17 protein-coding genes are annotated in these 22,655 nt (G+C 71.2%); 1 reads left to right on the top strand and 16 read right to left on the bottom strand.

What is annotated here, in order from left to right:
• Window positions 1-3: 3 nt before the first annotated feature.
• The 10 genes from ACTWPP_RS21580 to ACTWPP_RS21535 form a co-directional block, all read right to left on the bottom strand.
• The gene (locus ACTWPP_RS21580; RefSeq protein ID WP_443106125.1) at window positions 4-1,626 is read right to left on the bottom strand and encodes a class I adenylate-forming enzyme family protein; all 1,623 of its coding nucleotides are present in this window, start codon (window positions 1,624-1,626) and stop codon (window positions 4-6) included.
• 2 nt (window positions 1,627-1,628) lie between these two features.
• A complete protein-coding gene (locus ACTWPP_RS21575) occupies window positions 1,629-2,513 on the bottom strand; it encodes a crotonase/enoyl-CoA hydratase family protein (protein WP_443106124.1) in 885 nt (294 codons plus the stop codon).
• A gap of 2 nt (window positions 2,514-2,515) precedes the next feature.
• Window positions 2,516-3,124, bottom strand: coding sequence for a TetR/AcrR family transcriptional regulator (locus ACTWPP_RS21570; protein ID WP_443106123.1), 609 nt, complete (start codon window positions 3,122-3,124; stop codon window positions 2,516-2,518).
• An 85-nt stretch (window positions 3,125-3,209) separates the two neighbouring features.
• Window positions 3,210-4,328: a class I tRNA ligase family protein gene (locus ACTWPP_RS21565; RefSeq protein ID WP_443106122.1), complete on the bottom strand. Its 1,119-nt coding sequence runs from the start codon at window positions 4,326-4,328 to the stop codon at window positions 3,210-3,212.
• Between the two features lie 121 nt (window positions 4,329-4,449).
• On the bottom strand, window positions 4,450-5,397 hold the full coding sequence (gene sbnA / locus ACTWPP_RS21560; protein WP_443106121.1) for a 2,3-diaminopropionate biosynthesis protein SbnA: 948 nt from the start codon (window positions 5,395-5,397) through the stop codon (window positions 4,450-4,452).
• Window positions 5,398-5,418: 21 nt separating this feature from the next.
• Window positions 5,419-6,114, bottom strand: a complete 696-nt coding sequence (locus ACTWPP_RS21555; RefSeq protein ID WP_443106120.1) for a LysE family translocator — start codon at window positions 6,112-6,114, stop codon at window positions 5,419-5,421.
• Window positions 6,115-6,151: 37 nt separating this feature from the next.
• A complete protein-coding gene (locus tag ACTWPP_RS21550) occupies window positions 6,152-6,970 on the bottom strand; it encodes a hypothetical protein (RefSeq protein ID WP_443106119.1) in 819 nt (272 codons plus the stop codon).
• Window positions 6,963-7,523: a GNAT family N-acetyltransferase gene (locus ACTWPP_RS21545; RefSeq protein WP_443106118.1), complete on the bottom strand. Its 561-nt coding sequence runs from the start codon at window positions 7,521-7,523 to the stop codon at window positions 6,963-6,965. The genes ACTWPP_RS21550 and ACTWPP_RS21545 overlap by 8 nt, the downstream gene beginning before the upstream one ends.
• Before the next feature lie 5 nt (window positions 7,524-7,528).
• Window positions 7,529-9,316 carry a non-ribosomal peptide synthetase gene (locus ACTWPP_RS21540; protein WP_443106117.1) on the bottom strand — a complete coding sequence of 596 codons (1,788 nt, stop codon included), beginning with the start codon at window positions 9,314-9,316 and terminating at the stop codon, window positions 7,529-7,531.
• Window positions 9,306-10,355 (bottom strand): TauD/TfdA family dioxygenase, encoded by a 1,050-nt coding sequence (locus ACTWPP_RS21535; RefSeq protein ID WP_443106116.1) that lies wholly within the window; start codon window positions 10,353-10,355, stop codon window positions 9,306-9,308. Before ACTWPP_RS21535 ends, ACTWPP_RS21540 begins: the two co-directional genes overlap by 11 nt.
• Window positions 10,356-11,022: 667 nt before the next feature.
• Here ACTWPP_RS21535 and nhaA point away from each other — a divergent pair.
• On the top strand, window positions 11,023-12,807 hold the full coding sequence (nhaA, locus tag ACTWPP_RS21530) for a Na+/H+ antiporter NhaA (RefSeq protein WP_443106115.1): 1,785 nt from the start codon (window positions 11,023-11,025) through the stop codon (window positions 12,805-12,807).
• Here the strand turns inward: nhaA and ACTWPP_RS21525 are convergent.
• The 6 genes from ACTWPP_RS21525 to ACTWPP_RS21500 form a co-directional block, all read right to left on the bottom strand.
• Window positions 12,804-13,223 (bottom strand): hypothetical protein, encoded by a 420-nt coding sequence (locus ACTWPP_RS21525; RefSeq protein WP_443106114.1) that lies wholly within the window; start codon window positions 13,221-13,223, stop codon window positions 12,804-12,806. The genes nhaA and ACTWPP_RS21525 overlap by 4 nt on opposite strands.
• Window positions 13,224-13,322: 99 nt before the next feature.
• Window positions 13,323-16,385, bottom strand: coding sequence for a discoidin domain-containing protein (locus ACTWPP_RS21520; protein ID WP_443106113.1), 3,063 nt, complete (start codon window positions 16,383-16,385; stop codon window positions 13,323-13,325).
• A gap of 15 nt (window positions 16,386-16,400) precedes the next feature.
• The gene (locus ACTWPP_RS21515) at window positions 16,401-17,720 is read right to left on the bottom strand and encodes a beta-1,3-glucanase family protein (RefSeq protein ID WP_443106112.1); all 1,320 of its coding nucleotides are present in this window, start codon (window positions 17,718-17,720) and stop codon (window positions 16,401-16,403) included.
• A 103-nt stretch (window positions 17,721-17,823) separates the two neighbouring features.
• Window positions 17,824-20,001, bottom strand: a complete 2,178-nt coding sequence (locus tag ACTWPP_RS21510) for a discoidin domain-containing protein (RefSeq protein ID WP_443106111.1) — start codon at window positions 19,999-20,001, stop codon at window positions 17,824-17,826.
• 171 nt (window positions 20,002-20,172) lie between these two features.
• Entirely contained in the window at window positions 20,173-21,177 is a 1,005-nt protein-coding gene (locus ACTWPP_RS21505) for an amidohydrolase family protein (RefSeq protein ID WP_443106110.1), read from the bottom strand.
• A gap of 18 nt (window positions 21,178-21,195) precedes the next feature.
• Window positions 21,196-22,302 (bottom strand): zinc-dependent alcohol dehydrogenase, encoded by a 1,107-nt coding sequence (locus tag ACTWPP_RS21500; RefSeq protein WP_443106109.1) that lies wholly within the window; start codon window positions 22,300-22,302, stop codon window positions 21,196-21,198.
• Between the last annotated feature and the right edge of the window lie 353 nt (window positions 22,303-22,655).

The following is a 22,655-nucleotide window of genomic DNA, read 5'->3' as shown; positions in this document are numbered from 1 at the left end:
TCGTCAGGCCAGCTCCGTGAGGTCGCCGGCCGCGATGCGGTCCCGCAGGACGAACTTCTGGATCTTGCCCATGGCGTTGGCAGGGACATCGTCCGCCAGATACCAGTGGCGCGGCGTCTTGTGGGGCGCGAGGACGGCCCGCACGTGGTCGTGCAGTTCGGCCGCGCTCGGCGGGCGGCTCGCGTCCGCGGGCCTGACGACGGCGGCGACCTGCTCGCCCCAGTCCGGATCGGGGACGCCGAGGACGACGGCCTGGGCGACCCCGGGGTGCGCGGCGATCGCGGCCTCGATCTCGCTCGGGTAGATGTTCTCCCCGCCGCGGATGACGAGGTCCTTGAGGCGGCCGGTGATGGTGACGTAGCCGCGCTCGTCCATGACGCCCAGGTCGCCGGTGTGCAGCCAGCCGTCGGCGTCGATGGTCCGCGCGGTCGCGCCGGGCAGGTCGTGGTAGCCGAGCATGACCTGGTGGCCGCGGGCGCAGATCTCGCCCGCCTCGCCGACGGGCAGCGTCGACCCGTCGGAGCCGGCGACCTTCACCTCGACGTGCCACAGCGGCGTGCCCGCCGTGTGCAGCTTGTCGCCGGGGGCGTCGTCCGGGCTGGTCTGGGTGACGATGGGGCTCAGCTCGGTCTGCCCGTAGACGGTGGAGAAGCGCGCCCCGAACCTGCGCTCGGCCTCCTCGATGAGCGCCGGAGGCACGGCGTCCCCGCCGGACAGGATGACCGAGCAGGCGTCGAGGTCGTATCCGTCGAAGCCGGGGTGGGCGAGGAGGGCGGAGTGCATCACCGGGACTCCGCCGAACACGTTGACCCGCCATTCCTGGAGGGCGTTGAGGACGAGTTCGGGGTGGAAGAACTGGGGCAGCACGAGGGTGCCCTTGCCGTGCGCGGTGCCCAGCACCGTGAGACCGCAGCCCGCCGTGTGGAAGAGCGGGAGCGCGCTGCCCCACACTCCGCCTTCGGGGAAGCCCGCGCGGGCGGCGACGTAGGCGGCGTTCGTGACGAGCCCGCGGTGATGCAGGACGGCGCCCTTGGGCAGCCCCGTCGTCCCCGACGTGTACTGGATCTGCGCGGGTCCGCCGGGCGCGACATCGGGCAGCGGGACGGATTCCGCCTCCCGCACCTGGGCGAGCCACCCGGTAAAGGAGATGGCGTCGCGCAGGCGGGGCAGCCGTGGCCGGATCCGCTCCACCGTCGCGGCCATGTCCGTCCCTCGGAACGCGTCGGTGAGGACGACGGCGACCGCACCCGACTGGGACAGGACGTGTTCGAGTTCGGCCTCGCGCAACGCCGGGTTGGCCGTCACCAGGACCAGTCCCGCCAGGGCGGCGCCGTACTGGAGCACCACCCACTCGGGGACGTTGGGCGCCCAGACGGCGATGTGCTCGCCCGCCTCGAAACGCGCGGCCAGCCAGTGCGCGGCGTGTTCGGCGTCGTCCAGAAGCTGGGCGTAGGTCCAGGTGCGGTCGGTGCGGTCCGCACCGGACAGGGACGCGCCGGACGGGGCCGTCTCGACCAGCGCCACGCGTCCGGGCGCGGCGGAGGCGGCCTCGCGCAGCAGGCCGCCCGGGGTGAGGTCCAGCACGGGCCGGGAGGTGTCGGCCGGCCAGTACGACTGCTTCAGCATGGTCAGTCCTCCAGGTCTTCGCGGGACGGGACGGGGCCGCCGCCTTCGGGGATCCAGCGGCCCGAGTCGCGCCACTTGACGGCCTCGTGGAACCCGTGCGCGGCGGCGAACTCCTGGAACCAGCGGCCCTCGGGCGAGTGGCGGGTGATGCCGTCGAACAGGGTCGCGAGGATCTGGGTGCCGTGCAGGCCCATGTTGTCGTAGGCCTGGTTGATCATCAGTTTCTGCATGGCGAGCTGGTTGACGGGCACGCCCGCGACGCGGTCGGCGAGTTCCTCCACCCGCGCGTCCAGCTCGGCGGGCGGCGCCGACTCCAGCACCAGGCCCCATTCGGCGGCGGTGCGGCCGTCGATGGTGTCGCCGGTCAGCAGCATCCGCTTGGCGCGCTCGGCGCCGAGCCGGTACACCCACATCGCCGTGGTGGGGCAGCCCCAGACCCGGGCGGGCATGTAGCCGATCCGCGCGTCCTCGGCCATCACGACCATGTCGCAGGACAGCGCGATGTCGCTGCCGCCTGCGACCGCGAAGCCGTGCACCTTGGCGATGGTCGGCTTGAGCGAGCGCCACAGCGAGAAGTAGTCGTCGGTGAACTGCTTCATGACGGAGTAGTCCCTGATCGGGTCCCAGACCGGGTCGCCGCCGCCCGACCCCTGGGTGCCCTCGCCGTCCTCGGCGGAGATCTTCAGGTCGTAGCCGGAACAGAACGCCCGTCCCGCCCCCTGGAGCACGATCACGTGGACGCGGGGGTCGGTGTTGGCGCGCTTGACGGCGGCGGCCAGTTCGCCGGGCATCTGGAAGTCGATCGCGTTGAGCCGGTCGGGACGGTTCAGCGTCAGATACGCCTTGCGCCCTTCGACCTCGTACAGCACCGTGGGATCGCCGGTCATGGTCACTCCTCCGCGGACGGGTTGGTCAGGAGCGGCCGGACGACCTCGGTCCACCGCTCCAGCAGCGCGTCGCCGCCGGTGCCGTCGCGGTAGAGCGCGTCGGAGATCGCCATGCCGCGCAGCAGCTGGACGGTCAGTTCGGCGACGAGCGGATAGGACGGCGAGGCCGTCACGTCCGGGCCGAGGACGTCGCCGATCACCCGGTACAGGTCGCGGCGGGCCGCCCCCTCGGCGCGTCGGAGGACCTGCCGCAGCCGCGGATTGGTGCGCGCGACCGCCCACAGCTCCAGTTCGGCGCCGAACGCCGGCCGCCGCAGGACCGCCCGCAGGACGCGGAACGATCGCGACAGGCCGTCCCCCGACGGCGGGACGGCGGCCAGTTCCTCCTGGACCGCGTCCTCGTTGCGCTGGACGAGCCGTCCGACGGCGGCGCCGAGGAGTTCCTCGTGCGTGGGGAAGTGGTGAAGCAGCGCGCCTCGGCTGACCCCGGCCCGCCGCTGGACCTCCAGCGTCGTCGTCGCCGCGACGCCCTTCTCGATCAGCGACTCCACCGCCGCGTCCACGAGCAGCCGCCGCGTCGCGGCACGCTGTTCCTCCCGCTTGGACACCACGCCCCCAATTGACCGTCAGATGTGACTGTGAGCCACAGTCTCACAGTCATTGGTGACGGTCAATCGGTCGGCGTGGCCGAGGAAGCTAGCCGAGGGCCAGGACCCGCATGACCAGGCGGGCGGTGCGGCCGCCCTCCTCCTCCGCGATGGCCAGCGCGGTCCGCACGTCGAGATCGTCGAGCAGTGCGCGGGTCACGGCCGCTTCCGCCGCGGCCGACGACGCGCGGCGGCCCGCGCTGAGATGGAGCGCGTCCAGGCGGGCCGTCGCGGAGTCGAGGGTGCCGGCCGTGTAGTCCCATTCGTCCCGCCAGGGGGCGGTGATGAGCATGAGCCGGACGGCGGCTGCCGGATGGTCCCGGATCAGGTCGGAGACCAGGACCAGGTTCCCGGTGGACTTGGCCATCTTGACGCCGTCCCGGCGGACCATGCCCACATGCAGCCAGGCGCGGGAGAACGGCCGGACGCCCGTCAGCGCCTCGGCCAGGGCGGCTTCGTAGGCGTGGTGGGGGAAGCGCAGGTCGGCGCCGCCGGAGTGCAGGTCCAGGGCCGGACCGAACGTCGTCATGGCCATCGCGGTGCATTCGGCGTGCCAGCCGGGCCGCCCCGCACCCCAGGGGCTGGGCCAGGCGGGTTCCCCGGAGTGCGAGGGCCGCCAGACGGCGACGTCGAACGGATGCTCCTTGCCGGGATCCTCGGGTTCGTCGCCGTACTCGGCCAGGAGGTCACGCGCCTGCTGGTCGCCGAGCCCCGCGCGCACCGGGACGCCGGCGCCGTGGAAGTAGACCCCTCCGTCCCGGACGTAGGCGTGGCCGGACGCGAGGAGCCCCTGGGCGAGCGCGACGACCTCCCTGACGTGGTTGTGCGCGCGTGGCTGGTCGTCGACGGTGTGCACGCCGAGGGCCTCCAGGTCGCGTTCGAAGTAGAACTGCTGCACGGCGGCGAAGCTGTCGTACGGGCTGCCGGCGCGGTCCGCGGCCTGGTTCAGCACGTCGTCGACGTCGGTGACGTTGCGGCATACGCGGACGTCGCCGCCGGCGTGGCGCAGGACGCGGGCGGCGACATCGGCCCAGACGAACGTCCGCGCGTGACCGAGATGGGTCGCGTCGTACGGGGTGATGCCGCAGACGTACATCCGGGCGGGGCCGACGACCGGCAGCGGCCGTCCGCCGATCCGGAGGGTGCGATCCGGTGCGTTGAGATCCACGAGAGTCACCGTTCCCCAGGACGTTCAGTCTCGCCGCCGTCGGTGCTCTCCTACCCCGAGCGTGCCGGGGAAAAGATGAAGCCGGCCGGCTCCGGGCCCGGCTCGCCGGGGCGGGGCGCCGTCAGTAGTAGCGTTCGGTGACCCAGGCGTCGTGGAAGATGCTTCTCAGGTACTTCTCGCCGGAGTCGGGGGAGATGACGGCGATGCGGGCGCCCTCGTCCAGGGCGCCGCAGACGCGGCGGGCGGCGGCGAGCACGGAGCCGGTGGAGCCGCCGACCAGGAGGCCGTGCCTGCGGGCCATGTAGCGGCACTCCCTGACCGCGTCCCGCTCGTCCACCAGGACGCGGTGGAAGTCGCCGCTGTGCTGGATCTCCTGGAAGATCTCGGGTCGGCGGCTCGTGCCGATCCCGGGGATGTAGCGGGGACGCGGCACCCCGCCAAAGGTCACCGATCCCGCGGTGTCGACCGCGAAGACCTCGGTCGGGGCGTTGATCGAGCGGATGTGGTCGAGGCAGCCGCGCAGGGTGCCGGACGTGCCGACCCCGACGAACAGGGCGTCGACGTGGCCGAGTTCCTTGAAGACGGCGGGCGCCGTCGTGCGCTGGTGGCCGAGCGCGTTGGCGGGGTTGGCGTACTGGTTCGGCCAGACGAGGTGGGGCGCCGCGGCGACCGCCGCCTTGATGTACTCGATTCGGGAGCCCAGATAGCCGCCGCTGTCGTCGGTGGTGGTGACGATCTCGACGGTGGCGCCGAAGGCCCGCATCAGCTCGACGGCGTCGGCGGTCGTGTTCGGGTCCGCGACGATCGTGAGGTCGTAGCCGCGCGCGGCGCAGACCGCGGCGAGGGCGACGCCGAGGTTCCCCGACGACGACTCGATCACCCGCCCGCCCGGACGCAGCGCGCCCGACGCCTCCAGGTCGTCGATGAGGGCGAGCGCCGTCTTCATCTTGATCGAACCGGCCGGGTTCATGCATTCGAGCTTGAGGAAGACCTCGCGGCCCGGGGCCAGGTCGGGCAGCGCGAGGAAGACGTCGTCCAGGATCAGCTCGGTACTGTCTTGGAAGATCACACGGTCACCTCGGGAGGACGGTCACCAGGCGCCGTCCAGGCCGCCGGGCGAGTGGAGCACCGACCAGGCGACGTAGACGGCGAAGGCCAGCAGGCACGCCCCCGCGAGGACCTCCACCGCCAGGCTCGCCCGGCGGCTGGAGAGGTACCGCCGCGCCTTGCCCGCCAGCAGGGCGACGCAGCTCAGGAAGACGATGCCCATCGAGGCCTGGATCAGGCCGAGCGCCCCGCCGTCCCAGGGGCCGGCCTCCCCCTGGAAGAGCCCCGGCATGACCGACAGGTAGAAGACGCCGATCTTCGGGTTGAGCAGGTTGGTCAGCAGGCCGGTGACGTACGCGCCGCGCATCGTCCCGGAGCCGCGCGCCGTCCCGGAGACCGCCGGGGGTTCGTCGGACGCGTCCAGCGGGACCGCCGAGCCGTCCGCCGCCGACTTGAAGCACCCGTAGGCGAGATACAGCAGGTACAGCGCGCCGAGCAGAGCCAGGCCGGTGTACAGGGTCCTGTCGCGCGCGATGACCAGGGCCACGCCGATTCCGGAGAACACGCCCCACAGGACCGGCCCGGTGACCACCCCGACCGCCGTCATCAGGCCCGTGCGGGTGCCCAGCGCCCGGCTCGTGCGGAAGACCAGGATGGTGTCGGCGCCGGGCATCAGAACGACCGCGAAGGCCAGTCCGGAGAAGACGAGATAGGGATTCCCGCTGGAAATCGCCTGCACCTCCTGGGCTCGGGGACGGGCGCGGCCGGTGCATGGATCAGTACCGTCCGGGCCGCCGCGGCCACGGGGACACCAGCTCGCAATAGTGGCGCACCCGGTCGCACACCTTCTGCATGTCGGCCATCATCGCGTGTGCGCCGCCCTCGAAGAGCTCGAACGCGGAGCCGGACAGATCGGCGGCGCGCCTGGATATGGCCGGCGCCTGCACGGCGTCCTGGGATCCGGCCAGATACAGGCCGGTGGACTCGGACTCGACGAAACCCTTGAGCGTGCGCCCCCGTTTCATGGCCAGGCACTGCGACGCGTACCCGACGAGCCGTTCCGGTGTGGAGTAGGGGAACTCCAGCGCCGGGTCGCCACCTTCGGTGGCGGCGATGGCCGCCGACTTCAGCATCGCGGACACGCCCTGCACGGTCTCGGGACGGGTGGACAGCACCTCGAACAGAGGCTCCACGGTGTTCTCCCAGTCGGAGGACGGCCCGTCCTCGCCTAGGTTGAAGGCCCCGTTCAGGCAGCAGTGCCCGTGCAGGTGGAACGCGCCGTCCAGGGAGAGGCGGTGCAGGATCTCCGTCCCCGAGCACCACGAGACCCCGGTGAGGCTCGTGACGCCGAGGCGGTGCAGGACCCGCGTCACCTCGGCGGTCTGCTCCTCCACCGTGAGCAGGCGCGGGTTCCCGTGCGGCTTGTCGCCCTCGGTGAGCGGAGTCTGCCAGCACATCACCGAGAACGCGCTCGCGAGCGTGTCCACCAGCCGGTCGAAGATGGCGTGCGGGACGCCCACCGTGTTGCAGAGGACGACCCACGGGCGGTCCTCGGCGGACGATTCGACGCGCACGGACAGCGTCGTGCTATCCAACCGTCATCCCTCCTTGGGCCCGCCGCCCGGCCCGGACCGGCCGCGCGGGACGGCCCGGGTGGCGGAACAGGCTCGTTGTGCGCCCGCGCGACGGCGCCTTGGCCCGGTAGGGGTCGTCGTAGTCGGCGACGTGCACGTAGCCGGCCGACCCCATCATGGCGACCGAGGCCTCGTTCGCCGCGTCGCAGTCGACATAGATGTCGGGTCCGGTTCCCGCGACCTCCCTGAGCTTGTTCAGCAGGGTCCGGGACCACCCGTTTCCCCTCCAGCCCCGTGTCACCATGACCTCCTCGACGTAGAGCCCTTCGAGGCGGAGGTAGGAGCCGGCGACCGGGTAGAGCGGCCCGAAGCGCGAGTAGAGCAGGGCGGCGCCGAGCACGCCGTCCTGGACGGCCCGGATGCAGCGCACGCCGCCCTCCTCCAGGCGGGCCAGGTAGCCCGTGACCCGCTCGGGGGGAAGGAAGTCGTGCTCGGCGCCGCCGGCCTCCCGGAGGAGGTCGGCGAGCTGCCCGGTGTCGAGGCCGCCTTCGGTGCCCGTGTAGATGGTGGCCATGGCCGCTAGCGGGTGGACTCTTGGATTTTCCGCGTCAGGTCCCGGACCGTCGACAGCCGGGTGATGCCCAGGGAGAAGACGTCCGGGTACACCGACTCCGAGATCTTGACCAGGACGTCGATCATTTTGAGCGAGTCGCCGCCGACGAGGGCGAACTCGTCCACGGCGCCGATCGGCGCGACCCCGAGGACGGACTCCCAGATCTTGGCGATCTCCCCTTCGGCGGGCCCGTCCGGCGGCTCGAACTCGGCGGCGGTGACGGTGGGCAGTCCCCGGGGGAAGACCAGCGCGGTCGGGTCCTTCTTGCCGCTGGGCAGGGTCTTGAACTCGGTCACGAAGACGTACATGGGGGGCACCATCACCGGCGGCAGGAGCCCGCGCAGGTAGTTGATGTACTCGCTCACGGGCGGCGCGTCCCCGTTCGCCTTGACGAACGCGACGAGGACGGGGACGTCGCCGGACTCGGCGACCTGCACCGTGCAGTCGGCTACCGTCTCGTGCCGGTTGAGCACGGCCTCGATCTCCCCGGTCTCTATGCGCACACCGTTGATCTTGACTTGGGTGTCCATTCTTCCTCCGATGTAGAAGTTCCCGTCCGGTCCCCGGTACGCCAGGTCGCCCGTCGCGTAGGTGCGGGCGCCGTCGCCGTCGGTGCCGAACTTCGCGGCGGTCGCGGCGGCGTCGCCGCCGTAGCCGAGCCCGACATGGACCCCGGCGACGACGAGTTCGCCCTTGCCGCCGGTGCCGGTGACGTCGGCGCCGGCGGTGTCCCGGACCGTCAGCCGGTTGCCGGGGATCGCGCGCCCGATCGGGATCGGGTCGGTGACCGGGGGGCCGGTGACGGGGTGGTGCGCGACGTCGATCGCCGCCTCGGCGGGGCCGTAGAAGTTGAACAGCCGCGCGTTCGTGGACGTGAGGATCCGCTCGGCCAGGTCGGCCTTCAGCGGCTCGCCCGCGGAGATCACCACCTTGAGGGCGGTCGCGTCGGCCGTCCGCGTGAGCACCGACAGCACCCGCTGGAGCAGGGACGGGACGCACACGAACCCGTGGATCGACTTCGTGGTCAGCGTGGCGGCGAGGTACTGGGCGTCGGTCGCGCGGTCCTCGTCGGCCAGCACGAGCGTGACGCCCTGGGTGAAGGCCCAGAAGAACTCCAGCAGCCACGCGTCGAACGTCCGCGCCGACTTCAGCAGGACGCGGGACCCCGCCGGCAGGGGGCAGACGTCCTGCATGAACACCAGGTGGTTGAGCAGTCCCGCATGGGTGTTGACGGTCGCCTTGGGCGCGCCTGTGGTGCCGGAGGTGAAGACGACGTAGGCGGGCGCGTCGGGGTCGTCGGGCCCCGGTCCCCAGCCGTCCGCCGCCTCCGCCCGCCGCGCCGCGCCGGGGTGGGCGAGGTCGACGGTCGCGGGGGAGCCGTCCGCCGTCGCCGCCCACGTCGCGGCCGCGCCGTCCGGACGGTCGGTGACCACCACCTCGGGCGCCGTCGTGGACAGCATCGCGGCGACGCGGGCCGGCGGCTGCGTCCGGTCGAGGGCGAGCAGCGTGGCGCCGCTGCCGAGCACCGCGAGGACGGCGGCGCAGAAGTCCAGCCCGTTGGGCAGGTCGACCGCGACCGCCGGCCGTGGCTCGGCGTACAGCGGCCGCAGTGCGGCGGCGATCTGGCCGACGCGGCGGTCCAGGTCGGCGTACGTCCAGGTCGCGCCGTCCGGCTGCTCGACCGCCACGGTGGACGGCCTGGCCGCGCACTGGGCCGCGACCAGCGCGGCGACCGTGCCGGCCTCAGTTCGCATCGGGCGTCGGCTGCGGGTCGAGCGTGGCGTCGCCGTACTTCGCGAAGTACGGCTCGTAGTCGGTGAACAGCTCCGAGAACGACACCGAGATGAGGCGCTGGCTGCCCTCGAACGTCTTCCTGGCGTGGGACGTCAGGAGGTTGTCGAGCATCAGGTAGTCGCCCGGCTGCCAGTCGAAGCTCAGCTCGGCCTCGTCGAAGGCGGCGAAGATCTCGTGGATGGTCTCGTCCGGGATGACCGTCCCGTCGCCGTAGAACGCGTTGCGGGGCAGCTGCCAGTCGTTGAACTGGCGCATGAGCGGCTTGATGCGTTCGTCGAGTGAAGCCTTGTGGAAGAGGTGGGCCTGGTTGAACCAGACGTCCTCGCCGGTCTTCGGGTGCTGGAGGATGGCGTGCCGCACCTGCCGGGTCTGGAGAATGAGGTTGCCCTCGGTGTGCCAGCGGTAGGCGATATGGCCATCCTGCATGAACTTCTCGGCCTCTTCTTGTGAATCGGTGTCGAAGGTCTCCTGCCAGGGCACCCCCATTCCGTCGTAGTAGTTGCGGGTGTAAAGGATGCCCTTGGTCGCGAAGTTCTCCCGCGTCCGTTCACTCAGATTCGCCAGGACCCTCCGGGTGTCGCAGATGGGGGTGCGGCCGCCCTTGGTGGCGGTTCTGATGCACGCGAACCAGATGTTCAGCGGGAACTCGTGACCGAACGAGTTCGCGTTATGAAACGGGATCACCTGGTCGGCGGGGTAGGTGGTGGAGGAGTAGACCTTGTCGCCCAGCTTGTCGCGGGGGGACGACTGCTCGGTGTAGTCGAGCAGGGGGCTGGGGAAGCTGCTGCAGAAGTCGTGGAAGACGTCGACGTCGGCGGTGCCGGGGAAGCCGCGGAACAGCACTCCGCCGGTGTCCAGGATCAGCTCGCGCACGGCGTCGACGTTGCCGCGCACCCAGGTGACGATGTCGGTGCCTGGGTCGTCCGGGGTGATGAGCGCGGGCAGCCGCGAGTCCTCGAAGACCTGCGAGACGGTGACGTCCGGGAGGGCGGTCATCATGGGTTCTCCTCCTTGCCGGGGGCTGTCGGGCACGGTCGGGTTCTTGTGCGGGCGGGGTCCGGGCATGCCGGATCGGGAGCCGGCACGCTCTGGGAAGCGCGCTGAAATGCTGGGCCTGGAACTTGTGGCGGGCAGGAGTAATTGGTCGCACAGCAAAGCGTCCCGGCCAGGTGGAGAGTCCCGCACTGGGCGGGGATTGGCGGGGCATACGGAGAGGGCGCGGGTCCGCCTGAAACGATGATTACGGTGAGGTCGGCCGATGGGAGCACTGCATTGACCGTATGCTTGACCTGATCAGTTCACCTGTCAATAGGCACGGTAATGTGGACCGCCCAAAACCTGGGTTGAGTTCACGAATAAACGCGCATATTCATGTCGAGTGATGGTCTGCAATTCCGCGCGGAATTATCGCCGTCCGGCGGGCGGTGCGGTGCGGGCGGCCGCGCGCGGCGGTAGGGTGATCCGCGTTCGTCTCCGGAGAGCCGCGCCTGACGCCGACCGCACGCCGACGTTTCCCCACGTCTCCGGTGGGAGATCGTCCGGTACGGGCTGTGTTCGGACTGGGGGTGGAGGCACGGGGATGTGGACGGGTAAGCGCGGTGATTCCCAGACGCGGGCCAGGAGGCGTGCGCTCCTGGCCCAGTTGTCCGGGCCGGTGCGGCGCTTCATGGCGACGGAGGTAGGCGGCGCGGGTCTGCTGCTGGTGGCCGTCGTGGTGGCTCTGCTCTGGGCCAACTCCCCATGGTCGGGCGAGTACGAGTCCCTCTGGGCGACGGAGGCGTCGTTCTCGGTCGGGGACGCCGACCTGTCGATGGACCTGGGGCACTGGGTGAGCGACGGCCTGATGGCCCTGTTCTTCTTCGTGATCGGCCTGGAGGTCCGGTACGAACTCTCCGTCGGAGAACTGACCCAACGGCGGCGAATCGCCATCCCGGTCGTGGCCGCGGTCGGCGGGATGGCCGTTCCCGCACTCCTGTACCTGATGATCGCGCCCGGGGGAGCCGCCGCGAACGGATGGGGCGTCGTCATCGGGACCGACACGGCGTTCATGCTGGGCGCCCTCGCCGTGGTCGGTCCCAGGTTCGCGACGCAACTGCGCATCTTCCTGCTGGCCCTCACGGTCATCGACGACATCGTGGCCGTGAGCGTGATCGGCCTGGTCTACTCGGACGCCGTCCGCGTCCTGCCGCTCATCGCCATCTTCGTCCTCTGCGCGGTGGCTGTCCTGCTGAGCCGACGGGGGGTCTGGCGCGCGACCCCGTATGTGGCCGTCGTCCTGGCGCTGTGGCTCGCCACCGTCCAGGCGGGTCTCCACGCGTCGATCGCGGGCATGGTCGGCGGTCTCCTCGTCCCCGCGTACGCACCCGTGCGGGAGGCGGTCGAGAAGGCGGCCCGGAGCTTCCGCGCCTTCCGGCAGTCCCCCATGGCCGATGTGGGGCTGTCGGCCCGGATAGGGCTGCAACGCGCCGTGTCGGTCAACGAGCGGCTGCAGACGGTGCTGCACCCATGGACCAGCTACGTCGTCGTCCCGCTGTTCGCGCTGGCGAACGCCGGCGTCGACCTCCGCGGCGGCGTCCTCGGCGAGGCGCTCTCCTCGCCGGTCACATGGGCGGTGATCGTCGGCCTCGTCCTGGGGAAACCGCTGGGCGTCGGGGTGAGCGCCGTCGCCGGCGCGCGGCTCGGCCTCGGGAGACTGCCCCAGGGGGTCAGCCCAGAGCACGTGTTCGGCGGCGCCGCCCTGTCCGGCATCGGATTCACCGTCTCCCTCCTGATCGCCCGCCTGGCCTTCGACGACGAGACCCTCCGCGACCAAGCGATCGTCGGCGTGCTGCTCGCGGCCCTGATCGCGACCGTCCTCGGGTGGCTGCTGTTCCGCGCCGCCGCGGTCCTGCGCGGCCAGGAGGACGCGGACCTGCCGCGCGTCCTCGACCGGCCGGTGGACCCCGACGTGGACCACATCAGAGGTCCGCGCGACGCGCCGCTGACCCTGGTGGAGTACGGCGACTTCGAGTGCCCGTTCTGCGCCCGCTCCACGGGGGTCGCACGGGAGCTGCGGGAGCGCTTCGGCGACGACCTGCGGTACGTCTTCCGGCACCTGCCGCTCCCGGACGTGCACCCCCACGCCGAACTGGCGGCCCACGCGGCGGTCGCCGCCGACGCGCAGGAACGCTTCTGGGAGATGCACGACCTCCTGTTCGCGCACCAGGACGAACTTCAGTACGAGGACGTCGCCGGCTACGCCGCCGACATCGGCCTGGACGTCGAGAGGTTCCTCCGTGACCTCGACGACGAGCGGACGGCCGCCAGAGTCCGCGCCGACGTCACCAGCGCCGAGGCCAGCGGAGCACGCGGCACCCCGACCTTCTTCGTCGGGGGACGCCGCCACATCGGACCGTACGACGCAGAAACCCTCGCCCGCGAACTCCAGGCTTCCGCCCCCGCCCCGCCCTAGCCCGACTTGCCGGCGTTCACGAGCCGTCCGCCCACTTGTCCGCGCAGCGACGACAACAACTCCGGCTTCGACACGACGATCCAGCGGTGCCCGACCAGGTAGGTGCCGCCGTACATCTTGGAGTGCTCCAGCCAATCGTTCTGTGCCCGGCCGCTCTCAAAGGTGTTGAGGAGATACTTGCCCGACGGCGCCGCGCAGATCGCCTGCCGGTAGTCGGCTGCCTTGCCGCGCCGCTGGGGCTCGCAGTCGAGCTCCGCCCCCAGCTGCTCGATGCTCATCGAACGCGGTGCCGCCGAGGTGGCCGCGGAGTCGCCGCCGCTCGCCCGCTCTCCGCCGCATCCCGCGCACAGCGCCAGCAGCAGACCACCGCATGCCGTTCCCACCCGCCAGGCCGGGCGCGTCATGTGGGGTTTCATCCGACCTCCCTTTACGTGCATCGGCCCACGGATGTACCTCGGGAGGCCAGTACGAGCCTGGACGGGGGGCGGTTCACCGCCCCCGCGCCGGCAGAGGGATCAGGGCCAGCCCTGGAGGCCGGCGCCGTACGGGTAGAGGGGGTCGCCGTAGTCGGTGCGCGGTGGCAGGCCGGCGTCGATGCGGGCGTGGATCTCGGCGCGTTCGGCTGCCGTGGCTCCGAGGTCGTACGGGATGTTCCAGTTCTCCACGGCGTCCTCGGGTCTGTCGATGCCGCCGGGCTTGAGGATCTGGTCGACGCCGCGCGGCAGCTGCCAGGGGAGCCGTCCGCTCGGCTCGAAGTCGCCGAACAGCAGGCTCGCGGTCGCCGGGCCGACCTCCTCACCGCCGCGGTAGGTCATCACGATGGCGTCGGCCAGGCCGTTCCATTCGGTGATGACGGTCGGACGCGGCAGGTCCATCACGACGACCACCGGGACGCCCCGGTCGTGGAAGTTCCGGATGACGGCGAGCTGGTCGGGCGGCAGGTAGGGCCGCTCGTTCACCCAGGCGGTGGCATGGGTGTAGGTGGGTTCGCCGACGGCCACGATGGCGAGGTCGGGTGACGGGGCGTCGTCCTGGTGGACGTTGACGCCCTCCTTCGCGGCCCGTGCCTTGATCGCCTCCAGCAGGGTGAGCGAGCCGTACTCGGCATGGAAGTAGCTCGTCCAGATGCAGCAGGCGCTGCCGTCGGTGGCGCGCGGCCCGGCCACCACGATGTCGTCGCCCTCGCCGAGTTCGATGGGCAGGACGCCGTCGTTCTTCAGGACGGTGAGGGCCTCCCGCGCCGCCTGGTTCGCGAGCGCGGCGTACGACGGCTGGTGGAACCGGAAGGGGCCGTTCACCGGGTCGCCGTAGGGACGGTCGAAGACGCCCAGCCTGAACTTCAGCCGCAGGACGCGGGTGACCGCGTCGTCGATGCGGGAGATCGGCACCTGCGCGGTGAAGTCGGCCATGGAGAACCCGGACGAGCCCGGGTCCGCGCCGCCCATCACGTCCGACCCGGCGTTGGCGGCGCTGATCCAGGCGCCGGACGGCAGCCAGTCGGTCGTGATCAGGCCCGTGTAGCCGAGCCGGTCCCGCAGGTAGCGCAGGATCGGCGCGCTGTTCCCGGCGCCGGGACCGCCCGGATCGAGGAACTCGCTGCCCGCGTAGCCGGGCATGACGTTGACGGCGCCGGCGTCGATCGCGGCCCGCCACGGGATCATGTGGTACTTGATCGACACCTCGTCGTAGGTGATGCCGGCCTCGCCGCCCGCGCCCTCGCCGGGCCAGTGCTTGACGGTCGCGAGGACCGAGCCGGGGTTCAGCTCGGGCCCGCCCTGCAGCCCGGCGACCAGCGCCCGGACCTGCGCGGCGGCCACCTGCGCGTTTTCGCCGTTGCCCTCCTGGACGCGGGGGTAGAGAACTTTGGTGCCGACCTCGGCGAGCGGCCCGAGGACGCCGCGGGCCCCGACCTCCAGTTGCTCGCGGCGCTGCATGTCGCCGAGCCTGTGGTCGAGCGGGTAGTTCTTCGCCGCGGCCAGGGCGCTCTGCAGCGGATAGGTGGTCTGGTAGCCGGCGATCGTGTCGCCGGCCGACACCGGCGGGATGCCGAGGCGGGTACCGGCGGCGCCGCGCAGCACGTTGTGGAGGTCCCCCGGCTGCGCGGGGCCGAAGTGCCAGCCGGACCGCGCGAACGCCTGCGCGTTGTAGAACATCTGGTACGCCTTCTCTTCGGTGGTCATCCTGCCGAGAAGGTCGTTCACGCGGTCCTCCACGGGACGCCGCCAGTCCTCGTAGGGCTCGATCATGCCGTTCTTGTTGAGGTCGCGGGCACCGTTGACCACGTTGACGCCGTCGTCGACGGCCTCGATGTCCGGGACGTAGACGCTGAAGGTCCGGATATCGGACGTGGTCCTCCCGCCCGAACCGTTCACCGCGACGACGAACCATTTGTAGGTCCATCGGTCGCTCATGTCCCAGGAGGGCGTGTAGCGGTTGCCGGACGTTTCGGCGACCTTGGTGTAGAGGTCCAGCAGCGAGCCCGAGGCGGTGAAGTCGTAGTCGGAGCGGCTGACGTTGATCCACACCTCGTAGCGCGCGGTGCCGGGGACGTCCGCCCACGAGAAGGCGGGACGCCGCGTGTCCGTGACCATCGCGTGGTCGGCGGGCGCCGACAGCGCGAATCCGCCGGTCGCCCCCGGCGCCTTCGTCGGCGGGGAGAGCAGGGGCGGTGTGGTGGCGGAGGAGTCGACGGTGCCGAAGACCTGGAACTCCCAGAGCGAGTATCCGTAGCCCGTGGCGCGGGACGTCCCGGAGAACCGGATGTAGCGGCCTTCGCCGGTGACGTCGAGTTCCTCGGTCCCGCCCTTGCCGGTGGTCGTGGAGTAGATGGTCGTCCAGGACGTGCCGTCGCCGGACACGTCGAGGCGGTAGCCGGTCGCGTACGCCGACTCCCACCGGAGCGTCACCCCGGTGATCGTCGCGGTGCCGCCGAGGTCGACGCGGAGCCACTGGTCGTCGCTGAACTCGCTGGACCAGCGGGTGGTTGTGCGGCCGTCCAGCGCCGCCGCCGGGGCGTTGCCGCCCTCCCAGGAGGAGGCCGACACCTGCTTGAACGCCGAGATCGGCGTCGTCCCGGACGGCGGCGGCCCGTCTCCGGCGTCGCCGTAGACGGAGAGCTCCCACAGGGAGTATCCGTACCCGGTGGCGCGGGCGGTGCCGTACATCCGGATGTAGCGGCCGTTACCGGTGACGTCGAGGGTCTGGTCACCGCCGGTTCCGCTGGTGGTCGAGTAGACGGTCGTCCAGTCGGTGCCGTTGCCGGACACCTGGATCTGGAAGGCGGTCGCGTACGCCGCCTCCCAGTCCAGGACGACCTGGCTGATGTTCCTGGCGTCACCCAGGTCGATCTGCACCCACTGCGGGTCGCTGAACGCGCTGGACCAGCGGGTTCCGGCGTCGCCGTCCACCACCGCGGAGGCGGGGAAGGCGGCGCCCTCGGCGGACGACGCCGTCGCCGGCTTGTTCAGCGACAGCAGTGCCGCCGCGTGCGCCGCCCGCGCGGGGACGGTGAGGAGCGCGGCGAGCACCGCGAGCACCGCGAGGGCGGTCGTCCATCTGTGCCGCTGGTCTGCGGTCATGACGTTCTCCCGGGGTTACCAGCCGACGGCGACCAGGAGGTACTGCGGGTCGCCGTGCGAGATGAAGGAGGAGCGGCCGGCGTAGTCGTCGTACGGGAACCCGTAGGCCAGGCCGCCGATCGCGTGGTCGTGCCAGAACTTCGCGTAGTAGTTCGCGGGCGCGGCCCGGTAGAAGCCGGACGGGTCGGACCACTGCGACTCCGGCAGGTGCGCGACGTGCCGGTTGAGCGCGGAGCACATTCCGGGGGCGCCCGCCAGCGGCCCGGCGCAGCCGGTGACCTGGGACGTGGTGGCGGACACCCCGACGGACGCGGCGTAGCCGGTGAAGTAGTCGGCGTGGGCGCCGCCGGGCTGGAACACGGGCGAGTTGCCGGGCGACGGGATCCGGTACGGCGCCTCGACCGTCGCCAGGGAGTCGAACTCGTCCGGCACCTCGTTCACGAACCGCTGGAAGGTGGCGGAGCGGTCCTCCTGGAAGGTGGCGAGGTCCTCGCCGACGGACACGTTGTACCCGTCGTGGGCGTGCAGCCGCATGGCGAGCTTGAGACCGAACCCGTCGACCCGGGTGGTGTTGCCGTTGAACACGTCCGCGCCGACCGTGAACTCGATGAAGTCCTGGTATCGGCTGTCGGGTGAACCGAGGTGGAAGTACATCCGGCCGGCGGAGTTGACCGGCATGTCCAGGTACGGCTGCTCGGCGATCGAGTGGACCTGCCCGTTGAAGCTCCAGTAGACCTGGCTGTCGGGGTAGCGGCCGTTCGTCCGGTTGAGGATCTTGACCATGAGGACGTTCTGAGCGGGCGGGATCGTCGAGGTGTCGCCCCAGAAGTCGTCGTCCGGAGGCGTGACCGACCCGGTCGTGCGGACCCCGAACGACCACAGCGAGTAGCCCCACTGGGTGGCGCGGGCCGTCCCGTACATGCGGACGTAGCGGCCGGTACCGGTGACGTTGAGTGTCTGGTCACCGCCGGTTCCGGACGAGGTGGAGTGGACGGTCGTCCAGTTGGAGGCATTGTCGGAGACCTGGATCTGGAACGCGGTGCCGTAGGCCGCCTCCCAGTTCAGGACGATCTGGCAGATGTCCTGGCTGGAGCCGAGGTCGACTTGCAGCCATTGCGGGTCGCTGAACGCGCTGGACCAGCGGGTTCCGGGATCGCCGTCGACGGCGGCGGAGGCGGGGTAGGACGCGCTCTCGCTGGACGAGGCGGTGGCGGGGCGGTTCAGCGCGGCGTCGGCCGTACCGCACGCGGCGGCGTTCGCCGATGCCGGCAGCACCAGGGAGCCGGGGAGAAGGAGCAGCAGGGCGGTCATCGCCGAGGCGACGGGGAGCTTCATGGGGCATCTCCGCTTCGAGGGGGTGGCGTAGGAGATGGGGAGGTCGGCGGTGGGCCCCTGCGGGCCCGCCCGACCGCGGGCCCGCAGGGAGTCCGGCCGTGGATCAGGGGAAACTGATCACGTTGGCCGGGATGGTGTCGGTACCGGACGCCTCCGGCCCGGTGTCGTTGATGACGTGCCGGATGACTCCGTTGCCGCCCAGCGAGACGGTGAGCACGTCATGGAAGCGCACACCGGAACGGACGGGGACCTCGAAGCCGCGCGCGGCCACGATCGACGGGTTGACGTTGAAGTAGCAGTAACTGCCGAGACCCCAGCCCTCGTGGGTGGTGACCGAGTCGGCGACCTTGTAGGCGGCGTAGCCGCCGGGGGAGTCGCTCCGCCAGGCGGACTCGCTCGGCGGGTCGTACGGCATCTCGTTCTGGAAGAAGATCACCTTTCCGCCGTTGCCGTTCCAGATCAGCTGGTACTTCTGGTAGTGCTCGACGAACAGTCCGTAGGCGGTGACGTCGTCCCCGTTGACGATCACGCCGTTGTCGGCGGTGTTGACCGTCCAGCCGATGCCCGCGCCGTGGTCGCCGCGCCACGCCCAGACGTGGTCGAGGAGCACGTCGTCGCTGTTCACGACCATGCTCTTGGACGCCTTGCCGGGCCCGGCGCCGCCGATCCGGAAGAAGACGTCCTGGACGGACGTGGGGTCGCCGGCGTGGTCGGCGTTCCCGTTCTCCGGCCCGAGCCGGAGCAGCACCGGCGAGTTGACCGGCCCGGCGTCGAACAGCAGCCCGGCCAGCTTGACGCCGTCGACGTCGGCGACGGTCATCGGCGTGACGCCGTTGTCGGGGATGAGCGTCGGGTAGCCGATGCCCAGCACGACGGTGTCGGGACGGGTGATGTCGACCGTCTGGTCGAGGTGGTAGATGCCGGGCGTGAACAGCAGGTTCAGGCCCTGGTCCAGCGCCGCGTTGATGGTGGCGGCCGAGTCGCCCGGCTTGGCCACGTAGAACCGCGACAGCGGGATCGCCGAGCCGGGCGTCGAGCCGCCGGACCAGGTCGTCCCGCGCGAGTTGCGCCGCAGCGCCGGGACGAACACGTTGTACGAGCCTGAGGAGTCGACGTACAGGTACGGCTTCTCCCTGGTCACCGGGCTGGTGTCGAGCGTGGTGTAGGGCGGGTCCGGGAAGCTCTGCGCGGGTGCGCCCTCGACGCCGGAGAACACCATGTTCCACACGCCGTTGAGGTTGCCGCCGATCTGGCTGTCACGCGTCAGCCACTGCTGCTGTGAGTACGGCTGGACCTGGCCGTCGACCTTGGAGTCGGCGATGTAACCGCCGCTGGCCCAGCCGTAGCCGGTGGGTGCGAGGTTCAGGTTTCCCCTGACGTGGATGCGCCGGAACGGCGCGGCCTGCGAGACCGCCCACCGGTTCGTCCCGCCGGGCGGGCTGATCGACAGGTTCTCGGCGGACCGCCAGAAGTTCTGGGTGGCGTTGCCGCCGAACCAGCCGGCGTCCACGGTGACGCCGTCGAGGGTGACGTCGCCGGGGTTTCGGCCGAGGCCCATGATCGAGGTGTAGAAGCCGATGGGCGCGTTGACGTCGTAGTCGCCCGGCTTGAACAGCAGCGCGTACCGCGCCGCCCCGAACTGGCTGCTCTCCTGCTCGCGGAAGACCGCGTCGAGCCTGCCCTGGATCTCGGACGCGCTCATCGACGGGTCGAACACCAGCACGTTCGGGCCGAGGTCGCCGCCGCCGGGCAGGGTGCCGCCGCCGGAGCCGGTGTGCACGGCCATTCCGAACAGCGAGTAGCCCCACTGGGTGGCGCGGGCCGTCCCGTACATGCGGACGTACCGGCCCTCGCCGGTCACGCTGAGAGCTTGTGTCCCGCCGGTTCCGGACGAGGTGGAGTGGACGGTCGTCCAGTTGGAGGCATTGTCGGAGACCTGGATCTGGAACGCGGTGCCGTAGGCCGCCTCCCAGTTCAGGACGATCTGGCAGATGTCCTGGCTGGAGCCGAGGTCGACTTGCAGCCATTGCGGGTCGCTGAACGCGCTGGACCAGCGGGTTCCGGGATCGCCGTCGACGGCGGCGGAGGCGGGGTAGGACGCGCTCTCGCTGGACGAGGCGGTGGCGGGGCGGTTCAGCGCGGCGTCCGCCGAGCCGCACGCGGCCGCCGTGGCCCGGCCGACCGGACCGGGGACGGCGAGGGCGACCGCGAGCAGCAGGGCGAAGGCGCCGGCCGTCCAGGATCTTCTCCTGGTGGGAGCACGGGGTGGGGCGGGATGCATGCGCATCTCCTTCGGGGTGGGGAGAGGTGCGGGAGGCCCTTACATCACGCGTTATTTCACAGCATGATTTAAAGCTTGGAATATGTAGCCGTCAAGGCCCAAGCCCGTACACGACCGCGAGCGGTGCCGCGCGTGGCGGCACCGCTCGAATCGGGCTCCTCTGCGTCCGGTTCAGTCCGGAGGGGCGATCCCCAGGTAGCGGAAGGCGTTGTGCCAGGTGATGTCGTCCAGTTCCGCGGCGGGCAGCTCCAGTGACCGCAGCGTGCGGCCGGCGGGGTCCTCGCGCGGCATCGCCGGGAAGTCCGAGCCGACAAGCAGCCGGTCATGGCCGAGCAGGTCGATCAGGAACCGCAGGGCACGCCGGTCGAACACCATCGAGTCGTAGTAGAACCGGCGCGCGTACTCCAGCGGGGACGGCCCGTCGTCCGGCATGATCGCTCGCTCCGGCACGGGCGGCTCCTCGTTCCACGTGCCGCCCCAGAAGTACTGTGCCCGCGGCACCATCAGCGGGAAGCCGCCGGCCGCGTGGCTGAACGAGATCCGCAGGTTCGGGCATTTCGCCGCCGTGCCTCCGGCGATCAGCGACGCGGCGGCGAGGGCCCCTTCCAGGCCCACCACGTACGTGCCCATCGCCGACATGGGCAGCCGGTCGGTCGGGGCCGGCAGCGCGTGCACGAAGATCGGCAGGTCGAGCCGTTCGGCCTCCGCGAAGAACGGCAGGAACCGCTCGTCGCCGATGGACGCGCCCAGCACGTTCGAGGCGATCTCCACGCCGCGCAGGCCCGCCTCGCGGATCGCGGCCAGTTCCGCGGCCGCCGCGTCCGGGTCCTGCATCGGCACCATGCCGAACCCGATGAGCCTGGAAGGATCGGCCGCGCACAGCGTCGCGGTGAACTCGTTGACGTGCCGCGCCAGCGACAGCCCGTCCCGGGCGGGCAGGTCGTAGCGCAGCAGCGGCGGCATGGGGGTCAGGACCTCGGCGTCCACGCCCGACCCGGCCATCTCCTCGATCCGGCGTTCCGCCGCGAAGAACACGTCACGGGCGCGGAACCGCATCTCGCCGAACAGCAGCAGGCGCGCGGTGTCGCCCTCGATCGCCTCCATCCGCGGGAAGCACTCCGGGGCGCCGGCCGGATAGTCGCGTGGCAGCAGGTGGGCGTGGGCGTCGACGAGCACGGGAACCTCCGGTCGCGGTCAAAGGCGGGGGTGGACGGAGACGTGCACCGGTGACTCGCCGGGCACCTCGCCGGCGAGCGTCTCGATGGCCCGTGCGACGTCGTCCAGCCCGAACGAGTGGGTGTGCATCTTCTCCAGCGGGAAACGGCCGGACTCGATGATCGCGATCGCCTCCGCGTTGGCGCGGGCGTCCACCCCGAACGCGCCGACCACCGTGAGCGCACGGTTGATCACCAGGTCGGTGCGGAGCGGGATCTCACGGTCGCCCTTGAGCCCGGCCAGCACCACCCGTCCGCCGTGCCGGGCGGCCAGCAGCGCGTCGGTGACCGGCCCGGCCGCCATCGGCGTCAGCTCCACGACGACGTCGGCCATCGCGCCGCCGGTGATCTCGCGGACCCGGTCGGGGGTGTCCACGGCCTCGTCGCCGTCCACGACGATCGTGTGGTCGGCGCCGAACTCGCGGGCCAGCTCCAGCTTGTGCCGGTCCGACTCCAGCCCGGTGACGATGATCGTACCGGCGCCCGCCGCGCGCGCCGCGATGACGCAGGCGAGGCCGCGCTGCCCGGCGCCGAGCACCAGCACCGTGTCGCCGAGCCCGATGCCGCCGAGGTGCGCGGCCCAGCGCACCCCCGCGCCGAGCGGGTTGTACATGGCCGCGATCTCGGCCGGCAGGCTCGCGTCGATCTTGTGGACGATCGTGCCGGGCGAGAGGTAGAGGTGTTCGGCGAACCCTCCCCACAGCGACGGCGCCACATCGACCGGCGTCACGCCGTGACCGAAGGTCCGGTTGGGGCAGGACTGGTAGCGGCCCATGAGGCAGTGCCCGCAGTAGTGGCACGGCACGATGACCTCCAGCGCCACCCGGTCACCCGGCTTCACCCCCCAACGCGCCGCGGCCACGTCGCCGATCTCCTCGATGACGCCGAGCGGCTCGTGCCCGGGGATCGTCGGCCTCCCGCCGCCCTTGCCCAGGTGCCCCCGGTAGATCTCGACGTCGCTGCCGCAGACGCCGTTCGCCTCGACGCGCAGCAGGCCGTCGTCGGGCCCGATCTCCGGGCGGGGGAACTCGCGCATCTCGATCTTCCGCGGCCCGGTCTGAACGGCGGCGCGTACTGGCTCTCCCATGGCGGGCGGCCCTCCCTTGAGTTGCTCCGTCGGCTGAATCCGGCGGAAACGCGCGACCGCCTGCACCGCCGTCGCGTCCATCCGTCTCCTCGCTCCCTGACCACGATGTCGGGCCGGTCCGGCGAAAGCGACGGGGGTTTCGCCTCACGGAAACCGGGCCGTCCCGCCGGCGCGGCGACGGGCCCGGGTGACGTCGGCGAGGCCGCGGCGACCGCCCGCACGCTTGTCTTCCACCCCACGAAAGCCCGCTATGCCGGGCGAGGACCGTGTGGTGACCTCGCCGTAAGCAGATCAGTGAGCCAGGCCACAGACCCGGGGTGCTCTGCATGCCGCGTTCGGTGCCGGCCTTCGCG

Origin of the sequence: Actinomadura sp. 3N407 (assembly GCF_052245875.1) — a bacterium.
GTDB lineage: Bacteria > Actinomycetota > Actinomycetes > Streptosporangiales > Streptosporangiaceae > Spirillospora.
This window is presented reverse-complemented; position numbering and strand designations above follow the sequence as displayed.